Source organism: Streptomyces sp. bgisy100 (assembly GCF_057709105.1).
Genome location: NZ_JBYITE010000009.1, coordinates 47,673 through 65,868, shown reverse-complemented (window position 1 = coordinate 65,868; position 18,196 = coordinate 47,673). Strand labels below are relative to the sequence as shown.

Annotated in this window: 15 protein-coding genes; 8 read left to right on the top strand and 7 right to left on the bottom strand. The window is 74.2% G+C overall.

The window, feature by feature from the left end:
- Positions 1–48: 48 nt before the first annotated feature.
- The gene (locus AC3EQ1_RS08710) at positions 49–627 is read right to left on the bottom strand and encodes a GlcG/HbpS family heme-binding protein (RefSeq protein WP_432093715.1); all 579 of its coding nucleotides are present in this window, start codon (positions 625–627) and stop codon (positions 49–51) included.
- A gap of 356 nt (positions 628–983) precedes the next feature.
- On the opposite strand from AC3EQ1_RS08710, the gene AC3EQ1_RS08705 reads away from it, so the two are divergent.
- From AC3EQ1_RS08705 to AC3EQ1_RS08695, 3 genes are all read left to right on the top strand, one after another.
- A complete protein-coding gene (locus AC3EQ1_RS08705; RefSeq protein ID WP_432093714.1) occupies positions 984–2,192 on the top strand; it encodes a sensor histidine kinase in 1,209 nt (402 codons plus the stop codon).
- Positions 2,189–2,830 (top strand): response regulator, encoded by a 642-nt coding sequence (locus AC3EQ1_RS08700; RefSeq protein WP_432093713.1) that lies wholly within the window; start codon positions 2,189–2,191, stop codon positions 2,828–2,830. The genes AC3EQ1_RS08705 and AC3EQ1_RS08700 overlap by 4 nt, the downstream gene beginning before the upstream one ends.
- Positions 2,831–3,002: 172 nt before the next feature.
- The gene (locus AC3EQ1_RS08695) at positions 3,003–3,995 is read left to right on the top strand and encodes an aldo/keto reductase (protein WP_432093712.1); all 993 of its coding nucleotides are present in this window, start codon (positions 3,003–3,005) and stop codon (positions 3,993–3,995) included.
- A 449-nt stretch (positions 3,996–4,444) separates the two neighbouring features.
- On the opposite strand, the gene thpR is transcribed toward AC3EQ1_RS08695, so the two are convergent.
- Positions 4,445–5,008 (bottom strand): RNA 2',3'-cyclic phosphodiesterase, encoded by a 564-nt coding sequence (gene thpR / locus AC3EQ1_RS08690; protein ID WP_432093711.1) that lies wholly within the window; start codon positions 5,006–5,008, stop codon positions 4,445–4,447.
- A gap of 132 nt (positions 5,009–5,140) precedes the next feature.
- On the opposite strand from thpR, the gene AC3EQ1_RS08685 reads away from it, so the two are divergent.
- Complete coding sequence (locus tag AC3EQ1_RS08685) at positions 5,141–5,392, top strand: ribbon-helix-helix protein, CopG family (RefSeq protein WP_432093710.1); 252 nt, start codon at positions 5,141–5,143, stop codon at positions 5,390–5,392.
- Positions 5,389–5,760: a fic family toxin-antitoxin system, toxin component gene (locus AC3EQ1_RS08680; protein ID WP_432093709.1), complete on the top strand. Its 372-nt coding sequence runs from the start codon at positions 5,389–5,391 to the stop codon at positions 5,758–5,760. The genes AC3EQ1_RS08685 and AC3EQ1_RS08680 overlap by 4 nt, the downstream gene beginning before the upstream one ends.
- A gap of 134 nt (positions 5,761–5,894) precedes the next feature.
- On the opposite strand, the gene AC3EQ1_RS08675 is transcribed toward AC3EQ1_RS08680, so the two are convergent.
- Together AC3EQ1_RS08675 and AC3EQ1_RS08670 are read right to left on the bottom strand one after the other, a co-directional pair.
- Entirely contained in the window at positions 5,895–7,259 is a 1,365-nt protein-coding gene (locus tag AC3EQ1_RS08675) for an MFS transporter (RefSeq protein WP_432093708.1), read from the bottom strand.
- An 83-nt stretch (positions 7,260–7,342) separates the two neighbouring features.
- Positions 7,343–7,816, bottom strand: coding sequence for a MarR family winged helix-turn-helix transcriptional regulator (locus AC3EQ1_RS08670; protein ID WP_351513287.1), 474 nt, complete (start codon positions 7,814–7,816; stop codon positions 7,343–7,345).
- Between the two features lie 133 nt (positions 7,817–7,949).
- Between AC3EQ1_RS08670 and AC3EQ1_RS08665 the strand changes: the two genes are divergently transcribed.
- Entirely contained in the window at positions 7,950–8,252 is a 303-nt protein-coding gene (locus tag AC3EQ1_RS08665; RefSeq protein WP_432093707.1) for a hypothetical protein, read from the top strand.
- Here the strand turns inward: AC3EQ1_RS08665 and AC3EQ1_RS08660 are convergent.
- On the bottom strand, positions 8,207–9,676 hold the full coding sequence (locus AC3EQ1_RS08660; protein WP_432093706.1) for an NCS2 family permease: 1,470 nt from the start codon (positions 9,674–9,676) through the stop codon (positions 8,207–8,209). The two genes, AC3EQ1_RS08665 and AC3EQ1_RS08660, sit on opposite strands and share 46 nt — an antisense overlap.
- A gap of 213 nt (positions 9,677–9,889) precedes the next feature.
- Between AC3EQ1_RS08660 and AC3EQ1_RS08655 the strand changes: the two genes are divergently transcribed.
- Both AC3EQ1_RS08655 and AC3EQ1_RS08650 read left to right on the top strand, forming a co-directional pair.
- Positions 9,890–10,180, top strand: a complete 291-nt coding sequence (locus AC3EQ1_RS08655; protein WP_432093705.1) for a DUF2530 domain-containing protein — start codon at positions 9,890–9,892, stop codon at positions 10,178–10,180.
- Between the two features lie 92 nt (positions 10,181–10,272).
- Positions 10,273–12,750, top strand: a complete 2,478-nt coding sequence (locus AC3EQ1_RS08650) for a cation-translocating P-type ATPase (protein ID WP_432093704.1) — start codon at positions 10,273–10,275, stop codon at positions 12,748–12,750.
- A gap of 140 nt (positions 12,751–12,890) precedes the next feature.
- Here AC3EQ1_RS08650 and AC3EQ1_RS08645 read toward each other — a convergent pair whose 3' ends face one another.
- Positions 12,891–16,250 (bottom strand): sacsin N-terminal ATP-binding-like domain-containing protein, encoded by a 3,360-nt coding sequence (locus AC3EQ1_RS08645; RefSeq protein WP_432093812.1) that lies wholly within the window; start codon positions 16,248–16,250, stop codon positions 12,891–12,893.
- Positions 16,251–16,864: 614 nt separating this feature from the next.
- Positions 16,865–17,788 (bottom strand): DUF3027 domain-containing protein, encoded by a 924-nt coding sequence (locus tag AC3EQ1_RS08640; RefSeq protein ID WP_432093811.1) that lies wholly within the window; start codon positions 17,786–17,788, stop codon positions 16,865–16,867.
- Between the last annotated feature and the right edge of the window lie 408 nt (positions 17,789–18,196).

Below are 18,196 nucleotides of genomic sequence, written 5' to 3'. Positions count from 1 at the left end.
CGGACGGCCACCGCGTCCGCTCCCGTCCGCGCGAACGCCGGATCCGTCCTAGCCGGCCACCGCGTCCGCTCCCGCCTGCGCGAACTTCTCGTCCAGCGCCCCGGACGGAGCGCCTGCGACGCCGATGCCGGCGATCGGCGCCTTCTCGGCGGTGACGGGGACACCGCCCGCCAGGAACAGGGTGCCGGGGATGTCCTTCAGGTTCGGGGCCTGCTGGAGACGCTCGGCCAGCTGGGAGGTGGGGGCGTTCCAAGCGGCCGCGGTGAACGCCTTGCGCTCGGCGGACTCGTAGGACTGCGGTCCTGCGCCGTCGCCGCGCAGGGTGACGATCGTGTTGCCGTTGCGGTCGACGACGGCGACCGTGACCCGCTGGTTCTCCTTCTCCGCGGCGTCGAGCGCGGCCTGCGCGGCCTTGGTGGCGGCGTCGATCGTCAGATGGGTGGACGTGGTGGTGGCCCGGTCCGGGACGGCGGCCGGGGCGGCGGTGGCGGACGTCGCGGCGGGTGCGGAGGCGTTCGCGGACACCGCGCCGAAGCCCGACAGGGCGACGACGGTGAGCACGGCACCGCCGGTGGCGAAGCGGGCACGGCGGGAGAACTTCTGGTGCACGGGGTTCGTGGCCTTCATGATCGGTCGACTCCTCAGGTGGGCGGGCGCCAGGTCGGCGGGCGCCAGGTCGGCGGGCGTCAGGCGGGCGGGCGGCCCGGTTGCCGCCCCTGCTTCGTCCGCTCTCCACCCTCGGCCCGGAACCCGGCCCGGGCGGTCGGCGTTCCGGCTGCCCCGCCGCTGCGGAACGGACGACACCGGGGTCATCCGATCGGTTGACGGCCCGGCCCCCGCGCACGCTCACAATGGAGATGTTTGCCCAGTTCGACGCCGCTCGGACCCGTGCCGACGATCCGCCACGCCGGTCCGGACGACGGGGCCGCAGGTCGCAGGTCGGTCGGGCACATCGACGCAAGCGTGAAGGGAGGAGGATCCGGATGCGGAACCGGCGTGACGAACCGAGCGCCGTGGACACCCGGTGGCTCGGCGCCGTGCTGCACGCGGCGTTCTTCCTGCTGCTCGGCGGAGCGCTCGCCCGGTTCCTGCTGCGCCATCCGGGCGAGCCGCGCACCCCGTGGATCATCGCGCTGTGCGTCGTGCTCGCCGTCCTGCACCTGCTGGGCCCCGGGATGGGCGACGCGGGCCGGCGGCCCACCCGGCGGCGCTCGGCCTGGCTGGCCCTGGTCGTCGTGGTGTGGATGGTGCTGGTCGTGCTCGCGCCCAGCTTCGCCTGGTGCGCGGTGCCCCTCTTCTACACCGGCCTGCGCACGCTGCCGGCCCGCGCGGCCCTCATTCTCGTGGCGGTCCTGACGGCGCTCGTCGTCGCCGCGCAGGTACAGCTCGCCGGGCGCTTCGACCCGAACCTGGTGCTCGCGCCGCCCGCCGTCGCCGCCCTCGCCACCGCCGTCTTCCTGCAAATGGAACGGCACACCGCCCGCCAGCGCGTGCTGATCGACGACCTGATCCGCACCCGCCGCGAACTCGCCGCCGCGGAGCGCCGCGAGGGCACCCTCGCCGAACGCCAGCGGCTCTCCATGGAGATCCACGACACGCTCGCCCAGGGCCTGTCCAGCCAGCGGATGCTGCTCCAGGCGGCGGACCGGGTGTGGGACACCGAACCGGACAAGGCCCGCGCCCACGTGCACACCGCCGCGTCCGTCGCCGAGCACAACCTCACCGAGGCCCGCCGCTTCGTGCACGACCTGGCCCCCACCGACCTCGCCCGTGGCGGCGGCCTCGATCAGGCGCTGCGCGCCCTGGCCGCGCGGGAGTCCGGGACGCACCTCACCGTGCGCGTCCACGTCGACGACGACGGCCGGCTCTCCCGGCTGCCCGAGCGCGTCCAGTCCGCCCTGCTGCGCATCGCTCAGGGCGCCCTGGCCAACGTCCGCGAGCACGCCGCCGCCGACAGTGCCACGCTCACCCTCACCCTCCTCGACGACGAGGTCGTCCTGGACGTCTCCGACGACGGCCACGGCTTCGACCCCGCCGCGCTGCCCGACCTCCCCGGCAGCGGACGCGGGCACGGGCTGCCCGCCGTACGGGCCCGGCTGCGCGCGCTCGGTGGCACCCTGACCGTCGAGTCCGCGCCCGGCGAGGGCACCGTCCTGTCCGCCGCCGTCCCCCTGGAGATGCCGCCCCGATGACCCCCGACCGCGCTCCCGTGCGCATCCTGGTCTGCGACGATCACGCCGTCGTACGGGCCGGGCTGCTCGCCCTGCTCGACAGCGCCCCGGACATCGAGGTCGTCGGTGAGGCCGGCACCGGCGAGGAGGCGCTCGCGCTGGCCGCGCGGCTCGCTCCGGACGTGGTGCTGATGGATCTGCAACTGGGTGCGGGCATCGACGGCGTGGAGACCACCCGCCGCCTCACCGACGTCCCCGGATCCTCCTCCCACGTCCTGGTCCTCACCACCTACGACACCGACGCCGACATCACCCGCGCCATCGAGGCGGGCGCCACCGGCTACCTGCTCAAGGCCGAGCGCCCCGATGAGCTCTTCGCCGCGATCCACGCCGCCGCCGAGGGACGTACCGCCCTGTCCCCGCCGGTGGCCGGCCGCGTCATGGCCAACCTGCGCCGGCCCCGGCCCACCCTCACCGACCGCGAACGCGACATCCTGGCCCAGCTCGCCCGCGGTCTCGGCAACCGGGACATCGCCCGCGCCCTGTACATCAGCGAGGCCACGGTCAAGACCCACCTGCGCCGCATCTACGACAAGCTCGGCGTGGAGACCCGCGCGGGCGCCGTGGCGGTCGCGAAGGAGCGGCGACTGGTGCCGTGACGGCGGCCCGGCGCAACCGGCGGTGGCCCTTACACGGGCCGGGTGAGCAGGGCGGACATCTGCCCGCCCGACTGCCGCACCCCGCCGCGCGCCCCTCCGTGGCCCGCCGGAGGGAGCGCCCCGCGCGAGGGGCCTTGCTTCGAGCGCGCTCCAGGGCGTTGGCTGGTGAACCATGAAGTACACGCAGCTCGGACGCACCGGACTCAAGGTCAGCCGACTGGTCCTCGGCACGATGAACTTCGGACCCGTCACCGACGAGGCCGACTCGCACGCCATCATGGACGCCGCGCTCGGCGCGGGCGTCAACTTCGTCGACACCGCCAACGTCTACGGCTGGGGCGAGAACAAGGGCCGTACCGAGGAGATCCTCGGCTCGTGGTTCGCCAAGGGCGGCGACCGCCGCGACAAGGTCGTCCTCGCCACCAAGCTGTACGGCCACATGGGCGCCGGCGAGCCCTGGCCCAACGACGACAAGCTGTCGGCCCTCAACATCCGCCGCGCCGTCGACGCCAGCCTGAAGCGGCTGGGCACCGACCACATCGACCTGTACCAGTTCCACCACGTCGACCGCTCCACCCCCTGGGACGAGATCTGGCAGGCGATGGACGTCCTCGTCCAGCAGGGCAAGATCCTCTACGTCGGGTCGAGCAACTTCGCGGGCTGGAACATCGCCCAGGCCAACGAGGCCGCGCGGCGCCGCCACTCCTACGGCCTGGTGAGCGAGCAGTGTCTGTTCAACCTCGTCGAGCGCCGCGCGGAGATGGAGGTCGTCCCGGCCGCGCAGGAGTACGGCCTGGGTGTCATCGCCTGGTCGCCGCTGCACGGCGGTCTGCTCGGCGGGGCGATCCGCAAGGAGCGGGAGGGCGGCGCGCGGCGCGGCGCCACGGGCCGGTCCGCCGACGCGCTGGCCAACACCCGGCAGCGCGAGCAGATCCAGGCCTACGAGGACCTGCTCGACAAGCACGGTCTGGAGCCCGGCGAGACGGCACTCGCCTGGCTGCTGACCAGGCCGGGCGTCACCGGCCCGATCGTCGGCCCCCGCACCGTCGACCAGCTGGCGTCCGAGCTGCGCGCGACGGAGCTGGAGCTGTCGGAGGAGCTGCTCTCCTCGCTCGAAGAGATCTTCCCGGGGCCGGGCCCCGCGCCGGAGGCCTTCGCCTGGTGACGGGCCGACGGAGGCCTTCGCCCGGTGATGCACGGCGGAGGCCTTCGCCCGGTGCTGCCGAGCGGAGGCCTTCCTCCCGTCATGCCCGGCGGTGGCCTCCGCCCGGGGCGGAGCGGCGGGAACGCGAGAACGGCGGCCGTGCTCAGCCGAGCGCGGCCGCCACGGCGACGACGACGAGTATCAGCACGAGCGCGCCGCTGACGATCCGGGTTCTAATCTTCGGGTCCACGCTTCGAGGTTAGCGGGGCCGGAGCCCGCGGCTCCGACCACCCCTCGCCCACTCGTCGCCCACTCCTCGCCCACCTCACGCGCCGCCGTCGCTCCGGCCGCTCCCCCCACCGGTCCGGCCCCACCCCGGTGACCGCTCCCGCCGACCGGCCGCGCTCCGGTCACTCCCCGACCGGTTACCCCCCGACCGGTTACCCCCCGACCGGTCACTCCCCGAGCGGTCACTCCCCGAGCGGCCACGCCCCGACCGTCTCGTACCGGGGCTGCTGCCCCGCGACCCCCGCCACCGGCGGATGGCTGCGGACCAGGCACAGCTCCCGGACGGTCCACGGGCTGCCGACGAACTCCGCCAGCTCCTCCACGTACGGGCGCAGGTCCGCGTCCCGGCGGTTGCGGGCGATGGTGAGGTGCGGGGTGAAGTGCCGGTGGTCGTCGAAGCGGACCCCGGCCCGGCGGCCGGCCGCGGAGACGGTGTCGGCCAGGTGCCGCATGGCCTCGCGGTCGCCGTCGGCGCCCGCCCAGAGCGCGCGGGCGCCGAACCGTCCGCCGCCCGCGAGCCGCAGCTCGTACGGGCCGTGCCGGTGTGCGGCGCGGGCCAGCCGCTCGCGGAGCTCCGGCACCACGTCCTCCGGCACCTCCCCGTAGAAGGCGAGGGTGAAGTGCCAGCTCTCGTGGCCCGTCCAGCGCAGCTCACCGGCGGTGGGCAGCGCGTGCAGGGTGCGGATCTCGTCGGCGAGTTCCGCGACGGCCTCCTGGGGCGGCAGCACAGCGGCGAAGAGTCTCATCCGGTCAGTCTCGCGCATGGGAACGACACCGGTGAGCGGTTCGCGGACAGCTTCCGAGCGACTCCGATCACTGGCCGATTCTGCCCTCATCCACCTTTTCACCTGCGCAGACACTGTGCCAGCATGATGCCCATGGCTACCCGGATGCTCAGCGTGCGCATAGACAGCGAAACCCTCGCCTCGGTCAAGGAGCGGGCCCACGCCCTGGACATGACCGTGCAGGAGTACGTCGTCAGAACCCTGCAGCGGGACGAGTTCACGGACCGGTTCATGACAGCGGCGAACGCGGCGATCGACGTCTACTACGACGCCCTGGCCGAGGTGGACACCGGCCCCGAGGCGGGGGCGGCGCGCGGCACGACCGACGAGACGGAGCCCGTGTGATCCACGATCTCGACCTCGGCAACCTCCTCCAGCTCGCCGAGCGGATCCCCGGAGACCCTCAGGTCGACGACTACGGGGCCCTGGTCTGCGCCGCCAAGCGGCCGTCGGCCGCCGTCGGTGACATCGAGTGCTACCAGACCCTGACGGGCAAGGCCGCCTCGCTCCTGCACTCGCTGGCGCTCCTCCAGCCGCTGGAGCACTCCAACAACCGGTTCGCGCTGATCGCCGCGCTGTCCTGGCTGGAGGCCAACGGCGTCCGGATGAAGCCCGACCCCAAGCAGGCCGAGGCCGTGCTGTCGGCCGTGCGGCCCGGCATGGCCGGGGTGCGGGCCGTCGCCCGGGGCCTGCGGGAGTGGGCCGACGGCTGACCGGGCCGCCGCCGCACCGGCGACCAGCAGGCCGGCCACCTCCGCACCAGCGGGACCGAGCGTCACCGGGCCGCCATATGAACGGCGACCGGCCCCAACCCCCGCACCGGCGGGGCTCTCCCGGCCCCACCCGCTCAGGCAGCAGTCGCCAGCTTCTCCTCCGGCGACGGCGCGCGGGCCACGAACTCCAGATGCCGGTGTCCGCGCCGCAGGTCGACCTTGAGGCGCAGCCCGCCGACCCGGGCCAGGATCAGGCCGACCCCGACCGCCGCGGCCAGCGACACCAGTCCGCCGGCGACGAAGCCGACCCGGGCCCCGTAGACGTCCGTGAGCCAGCCGACGATCGGCGCGCCCACCGGCGTACCGCCCATGAAGACCATCATGAACAGGCTCATCACCCGGCCGCGCATGGCCGGATCGGTGGCGAGCTGCACGCTGCTGTTCGCGGTGACGTTGATCGTCAGGCCGAAGGCGCCGATCGGCACCAGCAGCGCGGCGAAGACCCAGAAGGTGGGTGCCAGGGCCGCGGTGATCTCCAGCAGGCCGAAGAGCACCGCCGCTCCCACGAGCAGCCGCAGCCGTGAGGTGCCGCGGCGGGCCGCGAGGAGGGCGCCGATCAGCGAACCGGCCGCCATCAGGGTGTTGAGCAGGCCGTAGGTGCCCGCTCCGGCGTGGAAGATGTCGTCGACGAAGGCGGTCAGCCAGATCGGGAAGTTGAAGCCGAAGGTGCCGATGAAGCCGACCAGGACGATCGGCCAGATCAGGTCGGGGCGGGCCGCGACGTAGCGCAGGCCCTCCCTCAGCTGCCCCTTGCCGCGCGGCGCGGTGTCGACCCGGTGCAGTTCGGCGGCGCGCATCAGCAGCAGGCCGGCGATGGGCACGATGAAGGACAGCCCGTTGAGCAGGAACGCCCAGCCGCTGCCCACGGCGGTGATGAGGACACCGGCGACGGCGGGGCCCACCAGCCGGGCGGACTGGAAGTTGGCGGAGTTCAGGCTGACGGCGTTGCGCAGTTCGGCCGGTCCGACCATCTCGGCGACGAAGGCCTGCCGGGCCGGGTTGTCGACCACGGTGACCACACCGAGGAGGGTGGCCATCAGATAGACGTGCCAGACCTGGACCTGCCCGCTGAGGGTGAGGACGGCGAGCGCGAGGCCGGTGAGGCCCATCGCGGTCTGGGTGATGAGGAGCAGCTGCCGCTTGGGGAACCGGTCGGCGATCACACCGCCGTAGAGCCCGAGGAGCAGCATGGGCAGGAACTGCAGGGCCGTGGTGATGCCCACGGCGGCCGAGGATCCGGTGAGGCTGAGCACCAGCCAGTCCTGGGCGATGCGCTGCATCCAGGTACCGGTGTTGGAGACCACCTGTCCGGTGGCGAAGAGCCGGTAGTTACGGATCTTCAGGGAGCTGAAGGTGGAGCCGCGCGGCTTCGCGGTGATGGTGTCGTCGTCGGGGGTGTTCGGTGCGGGTGCGGAGTCTGCTCCGGGTCCCGTACTCAACGTGGGGTCGCCTCCTCGTCGTGCGTGCGGTCGTGGTCTCAACCCGTGCACGGCCTGCGGACGCGCGTCTCCGCGCCGCGCTGCTACAGGTGCGCGAGTTTCTCCAGAACGGGCGCTGCGGCACGCAGCGCGGCCCATTCCTCATCGTCGAGCCGCCCCGCCAGCTCCGCGAGCCAGGCATTGCGCTTCCGGCGGCTCTCTTCGAGCATGCTTTCGGCCCGCTCCGTCTGGGTGACCACCTTCTGGCGGCGGTCCTCCGGGTGCGGCTCCAGCCGGACCAGCCCCTTGGCCTCCAGCATCGCCACGATGCGGGTCATCGACGGCGGCTGGACGTGCTCCTTGCGCGCCAGCTCGCCCGGTGTCGCGGAGCCGCAGCGGGCGAGGGTGCCCAGCACCGACATCTCCGTCGGGCTCAGCGACTCGTCGACCCGCTGGTGCTTCAGCCTGCGGGACAGACGCATCACGGCGGACCGCAGCGCGTTCACGGCTTGGGCGTCGGCTGCGGCGACGTCCGGGGCTCCCCCCGCCGGAGGAAGGGGGTGAGCGGGTTCCGACATGTCTTTAGCCTAACTCATTACCCATGCTAAGGACCAAGCGGATTCGGTGTGACTCCAGCCGCACTCACCCGAACGAGTGACATGGGGCCGGAAACCGGCCCCACTCCGCCCCGGCCGTCGGGACCGTACGGAGATGGGATCAGAGGTGCTCAGCCTGCGACTGGACGGTGAGCTGCTCGACCGGATCCGGGAGCACGCCGCGAAACGCGGCATGAGCGTCCAGGACTACGTGGTCCGGACGCTCATGCGCGACGACTTCGACGAGCGATTCAGAACGGCGGTCGACGCCACCGCCCGCTTCTACGGCGGGGAGACCGCCCCCACGGGCCGGATACCGCCGCCCGCGGAGGGGACCGACGGACAGCCGGCGTCACGTGATCGGCGGAGGGATCACGAGACGCCGAGGGCGTCCTCGATCGGGCCGAGCAGGAAGTAGACGAGGAAGCAGAACCCGACCGCGTTCAGCAGCCACGGCACCGTACGGAACCGGCCCGTGGCCGCGCGGAAGAGGATGAACGACAGCACGCCGATGCCGATGCCGTTGGTGATGCTGTAGGTGAACGGCATCGAGATCATCGTCAGGAAGGCCGGGGCCGCGACGGTGTAGTCGCTCCAGTCGATCTCCCGCACATTGGCGGCCATGATCAGGAAGCCGACCACGAGCAGCGCCGGTGTCGCCGCCTGCGACGGGACGACCGTCGCCAGCGGGGTGAAGACCAGGGCCAGCAGGAAGAGCCCGCCGGTGACCACATTGGCCAGACCGGTTCGCGCCCCCTCGCCGACGCCCGCCGTGGACTCCACGAAGCAGGTCGTCGCCGAGGCGGAGCCGAGACCGCCCGCCGCGACCGCGGCCGAGTCCACCATCAGGACCTTGCCCATGCCCGGCATCTGGCCGTTCTCGTCGGTCAGCCCGGCCTCCTCGCCGACGCCGATGATGGTGCCCATCGCGTCGAAGAACGCCGACAGCAGCACGGTGAAGACGAACAGGCAGCCGGTGATGACGCCGACCTCGTGGAAGCCGCCGAAGAGACTGACGTCGCCGATCAGCCCGAAGTCCGGGGTGTCCACGATCTTGCTGGGCACCTCGGGGATGGTGAGGCCCCACGCCTTGCCGGGGATGTCCTCGACGGCGTTGACCACGATCGCAACGACCGTCATCGTCACGATGCCGATGAGGATGGCGCCCTTGGCCTTCCGGATCACCAGCACGAAGGTGAACGCCAGCCCGATCACGAAGATCAGGACCGGCCAGCCCTCCAGCCGGCCGCCGGTGCCCAGGCCGAGCGGGACGGTGGTGTGCGCGGCGTCCGGGTTGCGGGTCACGAAGCCGGCGTCGACCAGCCCGATCAGCGCGATGAACAGGCCGATGCCGATGGCGATCGCCCGCCGCAGCCCGGCCGGGATGGCGTCCAGGACGCGCTGCCGCAGCCCCGAGGCGACCAGGATCATCAGCACCAGACCGGCCAGGACGACCATGCCCATCGCGTCCGGCCAGCTCATCTTGGGGGCGAGCTGGAGCGAGACGACGGCGTTGATGCCGAGGCCCGCGGCGAGCGCGATCGGGACGTTGCCGATGATGCCCATGAGGACGGTCGTCAGACCGGCCAGCAGCGCGGTCGCGGTGACCAGCTGCGCCGTGTCCAGGTGGTGGCCGTACTTGTCCACGCCCGAGCCGAGAATGATCGGGTTCAGCACGATGATGTAGGCCATCGCGAAGAACGTGGCCAGCCCGCCGCGGATCTCCCGGGAGATCGTCGAGCCCCGCTCGGAGATCTTGAAGAACCGGTCCAGGGGATTCTCCGGCGACGGGTGGTGGTGCGGGGGCGGGGAGTCGACCGGGGTCGAGGCCGAGGAGGGCATACGGGACCTCAGTGGTACGGGCCGGGAGGCGGGGAGTCGGCCGAAGAGGCCGGGAGCACGACCGGGCGCGATTTGGATGAACGAACGAACAAATCAAGTCGAACCCTGGACCGGGTCAGTATGAATGCATAACCCAAAGATCACCATCTCCGCGCGTAGACCCAAGGGCCACGTGCCGTCGGGGCCCGCGGCAGGGGCCCGTAAGCTGTGCGCATGACGAAGTGGAGACCCAGGCACGAGGCCCCGGAGCCGCTCGAGGGCAACGTCGTCGGGACCGTTCTGGGCGGCACCGTCCTGTGGTTCGTCCTCTTCCTCGTCCAGCTCCCGTTCTACGGCTGGTTCGACGCACACGGGCATCTGTGGTGGCTGTGGACCTGCCTGGCCGGTGCCGGGCTGGGCCTCATCGGCCTCTGGTACGTGCGTCGGCGGGAGGCCGCCATCCAGCGGGCGGAGTCCGAGCGGGCCGGACAGGACCCGGGCCCGGACGGCACCACGACGGCCTGAACCGTTCGCCGGGCCGCGGCCCGGCCCGACGCGGCGCCCCTCCACCGCTCTCCGAAGGGTGAACGGCCCGATCCCCCCGTACGGTCGTAACCATGACCGAGCGGTCGCCGACCGGCAGCGCGCGGCCGGAGCCGTCCGGGGGCCCGGGGACGCGGCAGGCCATCGACGCGGGGCCGGAACTCGACCCCGTCCACCCCGTCTCCCCGCCCGGCCCCGGGCGCCCCGCCGGCTCCGCGCGCGGACTGACCGCCGCCGAGGTCGCCGAACGGGTGGCGCGCGGCGAGGTCAACGACGTCCCGCTGCGTTCCTCCCGGTCCGCCACGGAGATCGTCCGCGCCAATGTGTTCACCCGCTTCAACGCGATCATCGGCACGCTGTTCCTGATCATCCTGGTGGTGGGCCCGATCCAGGACGGCCTCTTCGGCTTCGTCATCGTGGCCAACACGGCGATCGGCATCGTCCAGGAGCTGCGCGCCAAGCGGACCCTGGACCACCTGGCCGTCATCGGCGAGGCCCGGCCCGTCGTCCGCCGGGACGGCGCCTCCACCCCCGTTCCCACCGCGGCCATCGTGCTCGGGGACCTCGTCGAGCTCGGGCCCGGCGACAAGGCGGTCGTCGACGGCGTGGTGGCCGAGGCCGACGGTCTGGAGATCGACGAGTCGCTGCTCACCGGTGAGGCCGACCCCGTGCTCAAGCACCCCGGGGACCGGGTGATGTCGGGCAGTTTCGTGGTCGCGGGCGGCGGGGCGTTCACCGCCACCCGGGTCGGCCGCGAGGCCTACGCCGCGCAGCTCGCCGAGGAGGCGTCCCGCTTCACCCTGGTCTCCTCGGAGCTGCGCAGCGGCATCAACCGGATCCTCACCTACGTCACCTGGATGATGGTGCCGGCCGCGATCGGCCTGATCATCAGCCAGAGCGTCGTCCAGGACCACGACTGGCGGGAGGCCGTGCGCCGGATGGTGGCGGGCATCGTCCCGATGGTCCCGGAGGGTCTGGTGCTGCTCACCTCGGTGGCGTTCGCGATCGGGGTGGTCCGGCTGGGGCGGAAGCAGTGCCTGGTCCAGGAGCTGCCCGCGATCGAGGGGCTGGCCCGGGTCGACGTGGTCTGCCTGGACAAGACCGGCACCCTCACCGAGGGCGGGATGGACGTCGCGGCGCTCCGGCCGCTGGGCGGCGCCGACGAGGGGTACCTGCGGCGGGCGCTCGGCGCGCTCGGAGCCTCCGACCCACGGCCCAACGCCAGCCTCCGGGCCATCGCCGAGGCCTACCCGGACGGGCAGGGCTGGCGGTGCACCGGGGCGCTGCCGTTCTCCTCCGCCCGCAAGTACAGCGCCGCCCGCTTCCGCGAGGAGAACGGGCGGGCCGGCACCTGGCTGCTGGGGGCGCCCGATGTGCTGCTGCCCGCCGGTGACCCGGTGCTCGCCGAGACCGGGCGGCTGGACGCCCAGGGCCTGCGGGTGCTGCTACTGGCCCGCTCCGCGCGGGAGCCGGACGACCCGGAGGCCACCCGGGACGTGGTGCCCGGCGCGCTGGTCGTCCTGGAGCAGCGGCTGCGGCCCGACGCCGGGGACACCCTGCGCTACTTCGCCGAGCAGCGGGTCGACGCGAAGGTGATCTCCGGGGACAACGCGGTGTCGGTCGGCGCGGTGGCCGGGAAGCTGGGCCTGCCCGGTGCCGACGCCCCGGTGGACGCCCGCGAACTGCCCGGGGAGACGGACCGGATGGCCGGGGCGCTCGACGACGGCACCGTCTTCGGCCGGGTCACCCCGCAGCAGAAACGGGACATGGTGGGCGCGCTCCAGTCCCACGGGCACACCGTGGCGATGACCGGCGACGGGGTGAACGACGTGCTGGCCCTGAAGGACGCCGACATCGGGGTGTCCATGGGCTCCGGCTCCGAGGCCACCCGGGCGGTCGCGCAGATCGTGCTGCTGAACAACAGCTTCGCGACCCTGCCGTCGGTGGTGGCCGAGGGCCGCCGGGTGATCGGCAACATCACCCGGGTCGCGACCCTGTTCCTCACCAAGACCGTGTACTCGGTGCTGCTGGCGATCCTGGTGATCTGCTCCCAGGTGCCGTACCCGTTCCTCCCCCGGCACCTGACGCTGCTGTCCACGCTCACCATCGGCGTCCCGGCGTTCTTCCTGGCCCTCGCCCCGAACCGGGAGCGGGCGAAGCCGCACTTCGTCCGGCGGGTGATGCGGTACGCGGTGCCGGCGGGCCTGATCGCCGGGGCGGCCACCTTCGCCACGTATCTGCTGGCCCGGCACTACTACAGCGGCCCGGACACCCTGCCCGCCGAGACCAGCACCGCGACGCTGACCCTGTTCCTGATCGCGCTGTGGGTGCTGGTGATCATCGCCCGGCCGTACACCTGGTGGCGGGTGGTTCTGGTGCTCGCGATGGCGGCGGGCTTCCTGGTCGTCATCATCACGCCGTGGCTGCAGACGTTCTTCCAGCTGAAGCTGGTCGGCACGGCGATGCCCTGGACCGCCGTCGGCATCGCGGCGCTGGCGGCGGTGGCCCTGGAGGCGGCCTGGTGGGAGGTCCGGCGCAAGCTTCCGGAGTGAGCCGGGCGGCGGGCGGCCGTCGCCCGCCACGCCCGCGCGGCTCGGCGCCGCCGGCGACACTCACGCCGCTCACCGTGAGCGCGGTCGCCGCGCCCGCGGCGTGGCGGCCGTCGCTCGCCCCGCCGCCCCCGCGGCCTCGGCTACCGGTCGAACCAGCGGTCCCGCGCCAGTTCCTCCGTCCGCGACGGGTCCTCCAGCAGCGCCGCCACCTCGAACCGGCGCGGCCACTCGCCCGCCGCCCAGGCCAGCCCCGCCGCCACGCCCTCCAGCGTCGCCGCGTGCAGCACCCCGTCCGGGGTGTGCCGCCAGTCCGTCTCCACGCCGTCGACGAGCAGTTCCTCGTGCTCGACGTAGCTCTCGGGAGCCGCCGGGCCGAGCAGGGTGCGCACCGCCTCGGGCACCTCGTGGGTCTCCCCTTCCCCGGAGCCGACCCGGCCCTCGTACGCCTCGCTGAGCCGCGAGACCTGCAACAGCTCCGCCAGGTCCGCCGCCCGGGTCGGCCGGACCGGCACCAGCGCCCGGCCGGCGGCGAGCGGCAGCAGGTCGGGGGCGTCGGCGATCAGCGCGTCGGCCGCGTCCACGACCCGCACCTCTCCGTCCACCACGGCCCGCAGCTCGTCCGGGAGCGTGACCTGCTCCGGGTCGAGGCCGGCGAGCGCGCTGTACAGGGCGTGCAGCCGGGCGGCGGTCACCGGGCGGTCCGGGTCGGCGAGCCGGGCGAGGAGTTCGGCGGCGCCGCCCGGCTCGTCGAGCAGCGCCGCGACGGAGGTGCGGACGCCCAGGGCGCGCAGCACCTGCTCGTCCTCGAAGCCGTGCGCGTCGGCCGCCTCGTAGAGCCCGGCGAGCAGCGGGTCCCCGCCCGCGGCCCGGAGCCCGGCCGGACGGCGGCCGTCCAGCACCGGGTGGCCGCGGAGCCACCAGGCGGTGTACGGGCGGACGGACTCGGTCGTGCCGTCCGGCAGCAGCACCCGCACGGGCGCGGTCAGCGCGTCCCGCAGCGGCGGCTGCGCGAGCAGGGCGAGCGCCTGCGGCCAGGCGTCGTCGTCGACCAGGTCGAGGTCGCGGACGGCGACGATCTCGGTGGCGACCGGCGGCACCGGGGTGTCCGGCAGCCGGTCGAGCACGTCCTCGCACCAGACGTCCACGGAGTCCAGCAGCCCGGCGTCGTCGGGCTCGGCGAAGTCGCCGTCGCGGGGGTCCAGTTCGTCCGGGTCGAGCACCACGTCCGTGGCCCTGACCAGGGCGAAGTTCGCCAGCACCCCGACGGCCGTGAGCGGCTGCTCGCCCCAGCGCTCGGCCAGCTCCGCATCGCAGGCCGCCAGCTCCCCCTCCCGGATGATCTGCTCGAACGGGCTGCCGGGGAGGACGAGTTCACCGGCCGGGGCCGGCTCGCCCTCGTCGTCGGGGAGCGCGAGCGCCGCCAGCCAGGGCTCGTCGCCCGGTTCGAGCCGGGCGTCCCGGACGAGCCCGAGCACGGCCTCGGCCAGCTCCTCGGCGTCCAGGGCGTCCTCGTCCCAGATCTCCCCGCTGTCGAGCGACCCGGCGACGGCGGCCCGCACCTGGGCGGTGGTGAGCACGGCCCGCGGGGTGGCCGGGGTGGCGCCCAGCTTCTCCAGGAGCGGGTGGGCGGCGTCGGGGTGAGCGACCTTCAGGCCGAGCCGGGCGAGGGTGGCCGCGCTGGTCGGCCCGGCGGAGGAGGCGTCGGCCGGGGTGCCGGAGGCGGGGATCCGGGTCGCGCCGACCACCACGTCGGCGAGGTCCGGACGGTGCTGTTCCGCGGCGCTGTCGTCGGCGCCCGGCAGCGGCAGCAGCACCTGCCGGGGGCCGATGGTGGTCCGGCCGTCGGCCAGCGGCACGGGCAGGCCGCTGAGCCGGTCCGGGTCGGTGCCGGCGAGGCTGTCGTAGAGCCGCCGCCACCAGGCGGGGGCGCGCTCGACGCCGGCCAGCCGGTCGATGGCCTCGCCCAGCGGCACCCGGGCGACCCCGAGCGCCCGCAGTTCGGGGCGCCGTTCCAGACCGGCGGGCAGCAGGCTGGGGAACAGCTCGGCGAGGACGCGCACCGTGGCGTCCCCGGCGCCCTCGACGATCTCGGCATCGGTGGCGCGCAGCGCGTGCGCCGCGGCGCGCGGGCCGCCGGGCACCTCCCCGTCCCAGTCGGCGTGCCGGACGCCGCGCTCCTCGGGCCGCAGGTCGGCGGCGTCCCAGGCACCGCCGGGACCGTCCTCCTCCGCGTCCGCGGCGGGCGGCGCCGCGCTGGGCAGGAACGGGACACTCGGCAGCAGCCGCAGCACCGAGTCGCGGAGCCGGCTGTCGAGCTCGCCGCGGCCGAGCGGGCCCGGCACCAGGTCGATGGTGCCGGTGCCGACGGGGTGCCAGTCCCGCAGCAGTTCCGCGTACGCCTCGGCGGCCCGCTCCACCAGGAAGTCGGTGAGCGGTCCGGGCGCGGCGTGCCGGCGGGTCGGCTCCAGCGGCAGGGAGGCGATCAGCAGGGCGGGCAGGCCGAGGGGCTCGTCGGTGGGGGTGGGCGCGTGCACCACGGGGGCGGTGCCGGGCCGGGCCGGTGCGCCGTCCGCCGCGTCGTCGACCGGCACCGCCCAGGTCACGGACCAGGCGGGGCGCAGTCGTTCCTCCAGGGGCCGGTCGGCGAGGAGCTTCTCGTCCAGCCGGCCGCCGGCGGCGGCGGTGCGCCACCGCGTGGTCCGCGCGGCCCCGGAACCGGAGCTGTCCTCGATCACCACGTACGGGCCGTCCCGACGGCTCGTCAGTGTCCGTACCCCGTCGGGGGTTTCCGTGACGATCTCGGACAGGCCGGGCAGGGTGAGCAGGGTCGCGTCGTCGATCCCGGCGAGCAGCCGGGCCGCGAGGTCGGCGGCGGCGCCGTCGCGCAGCGGCAGGACCACGGCCGTGTCGTAGCCGACGGGCGCGCTCCCCTCCGCGGGCATCGGCAGCCGCAGCAGCGGCACATGGCCGTCGCGGCGGCGCAGTTCGTCGCCGAGGCCGGGCCCGGCGGCCGCGGCCCGCGCCGCGAATTCCCGCGCCTCGGCGAGGGACCAGCGCACGCCTCCGGTCCGGCCGACGACGGCCGGCTCGTCGCTGACCGCGAGCACCGCCGAGAAGCCGACGCCGAACCGGCCGACGGAGCGCGCCGGGTCGTCCGTGTCCCGCTTGGCCGAGGCCCGCAGGGTGGACAGCGACTCCACGCCGGCGGCGTCGAGCGGTGCGCCGGTGTTGGCGGCGGCGAGCACGGCGGGCGCGTCGCCCTCGGCGGGGCGGAGCGTCAGCCGGAGCCGGCCGGACACCCCGGCGCGGGCGGCGGCGTCGGCGGCGTTCTGGGCCAGTTCGACGACCAGCCGGTCGCGGTAGCCGCCGAGGACCAGGTCCTCCTCGGCATTGGCGTCCTCCCGGAACCGGGCGGGCGAGGCGGCCCACGCGTCCAGCACACCGCGTCGCAGCCGCGCCGTCCCGAACGGGTCCGCCCCGTCGTCCGTCGCCTGCACCATCGCCGTGCCGCCCACGTGTCGCTCCCTCTCCCGGACCACCGACTGTCAGCGCCGAACGTACCGCTATCCGGGCCGGAAGGGCGTCCGCGCCCCCTGCCGGTCATCCCGGACGCGCCACGGCGGCCGGAAGCGGCGGCTCGGGGTGGTGGCCGTACGGCCGGGGGCGGCACGGCCGTGGTGGCATGGCCGGTGGTGGGCTCGACCGCTGGTGGCACGGGTCGGTGCCCCGGCCTGGGCGCACCAGCGAGCGACCGATGGCGGACGTGACCGACGGCACAGTGTCCGGGGCGCGCCGGGCAGCCCGGGAGCAGCCGCGGAAGGGGCCGGTCACCGGCCCTGAATGGATTGCGGAGGCGGCCGCAGGGAACCGGCCGGGCCACCCCGACCAGCCTCCGGGGCCTCTGGAGACGAAGACAACCTGCCGGACCTCCGGGAGGGAACCCACCACTCGGGAGGCAACCCACCACTCGGGAGACAACCTGCCACTCAGGAGGCGACCCACCGGACGTCAGGAGGAACCACCGGCCCTCAGGGCAACCCGCCGGACCTCACCAGCCGGCCGCCCGCCCCTCAGGACACGACCCACCGGTCCTCGGAAGAACCCCCCGCGCCCCTCAGGAGTGGCCGAGTTCTTCCTCCGGAGTGGTCTCCTCCACCGAGCCGCCCGCCTGTCCCGGATGCAGCGGCATCGGGTCGACCTTCGTCTCGTCGATCACCGGCGCCGCGGGGCGCGACGGCTGCGGCATCACCGCGGCCTCCGAGTGGGCGCCGCAGCCGTACGAGAGGGAGACCACCCGGCCGTCGGCGGGCGCGAACTCGTTGGCGCACACCCCGAACGCCTGCCGCAGCGAACCGGCGAGCGGCACCAGGAACGCGCAGGTCGAACAGGAGGCGGGCGCGGCCTGCGCCATGGGCGTCCGGGCGCCGTACGCCTCGTCCCAGCGGTCCGCCGCGGTGTGCAGCCCGTAGCGGGAGAGGACCCGTGCCCGCCGCATACCGAGCTCCTCGGCGACGGCCGAGATGCTGCCCCGGGCGGGCGGGACGGCCGGCGGCGCCGCGGTGGCCGCCGCCTCGTCGGCCGCGGCCGCTTCCGGTGCGGCGGGCTCGGCCGCCTCGCGCGCCTGCTCCTCGGAGACCACGGAGTTGGGCGGCGGGGCGTCCTCGCCGGAGAAGCCGGGCTCCAGCCGCAGATCCTCCGCCTCGGTCGGCAGCAGGTCGCCGGGGCCCAGGTCGCCGGGCCGGAGCCGCTCGCTCCACGGCACCCACTCGGGTGCCAGCAGGGCGTCGGAGCCGGGCAGCAGCACCGTTTCGTCGAGCGTGACGGACTTGGCGCGCGAGGCGCGGGCGACCGTCACCGCCCAGCGCCAGCCCCGGTACGCCCGTTCCCGGCAGGCGAAGAAGTGCGTGACCACGCGGTCGCCGTCCGCGACGACACCGAGGTGCTCGCCCACGGAGTCCTCTCCGGCGGCCTCCACGGCCGCGGCAAGGGCGAGGTCGACCGCCTCGGCGCACAGGCGGTCTGGGGTACGGCTTCGCATCGTCGCAGCACTCACAAGAATCGATTCTCTCCTACGCCGTCTGACGAGTGCGCCGGACGGACCGGCCGCGGAACCGAGGGGCACGGGCGGAGCGGACCGGAGGACCGCGTCGACGTCCGCGCCCGATCGGCCTGGGCGCACCTGTTCTCCCCATTCTGCGGGATCGCGGACAGGCGCGCGGCCAAGAACGACCGCCGTTGGCGCGCTGATGCTGTGACCGGGAAGGTCTACCGGGATCTCACGGCGTCCGGGCACCTCCCGGCCCGGAGGCCGGGGAGTACCGGGGCGAACCCCCTCGTACCGGGCGAAGCGAGCGACGCCGGGACGCGGTCAGGTGTCGTAGCGGACGCCGCGAGCCGGTGAACCTTCCCGGTCACAGCACTGCGCACGCTACCCCCATCGGGCGCT

Bases quoted from the DNA above. Each gene is read 5' to 3' on its own strand.
- AC3EQ1_RS08645 (WP_432093812.1), bottom strand. From the start codon at position 16,250: ATGGTGCAGGCGACGGACGACGGGGCGGACCCGTTCGGGACGGCGCGG.
- AC3EQ1_RS08700 (WP_432093713.1), top strand. From the start codon at position 2,189: ATGACCCCCGACCGCGCTCCCGTGCGCATCCTGGTCTGCGACGATCAC.
- AC3EQ1_RS08685 (WP_432093710.1), top strand. From the start codon at position 5,141: ATGGCTACCCGGATGCTCAGCGTGCGCATAGACAGCGAAACCCTCGCC.
- AC3EQ1_RS08640 (WP_432093811.1), bottom strand. From the start codon at position 17,788: ATGCGAAGCCGTACCCCAGACCGCCTGTGCGCCGAGGCGGTCGACCTC.
- AC3EQ1_RS08665 (WP_432093707.1), top strand. From the start codon at position 7,950: ATGGGATCAGAGGTGCTCAGCCTGCGACTGGACGGTGAGCTGCTCGAC.
- AC3EQ1_RS08650 (WP_432093704.1), top strand. From the start codon at position 10,273: ATGACCGAGCGGTCGCCGACCGGCAGCGCGCGGCCGGAGCCGTCCGGG.
- AC3EQ1_RS08695 (WP_432093712.1), top strand. From the start codon at position 3,003: ATGAAGTACACGCAGCTCGGACGCACCGGACTCAAGGTCAGCCGACTG.
- AC3EQ1_RS08705 (WP_432093714.1), top strand. From the start codon at position 984: ATGCGGAACCGGCGTGACGAACCGAGCGCCGTGGACACCCGGTGGCTC.
- AC3EQ1_RS08670 (WP_351513287.1), bottom strand. From the start codon at position 7,816: ATGTCGGAACCCGCTCACCCCCTTCCTCCGGCGGGGGGAGCCCCGGAC.
- AC3EQ1_RS08660 (WP_432093706.1), bottom strand. From the start codon at position 9,676: ATGCCCTCCTCGGCCTCGACCCCGGTCGACTCCCCGCCCCCGCACCAC.
- AC3EQ1_RS08710 (WP_432093715.1), bottom strand. From the start codon at position 627: ATGAAGGCCACGAACCCCGTGCACCAGAAGTTCTCCCGCCGTGCCCGC.
- thpR (WP_432093711.1), bottom strand. From the start codon at position 5,008: ATGAGACTCTTCGCCGCTGTGCTGCCGCCCCAGGAGGCCGTCGCGGAA.
- AC3EQ1_RS08655 (WP_432093705.1), top strand. From the start codon at position 9,890: ATGACGAAGTGGAGACCCAGGCACGAGGCCCCGGAGCCGCTCGAGGGC.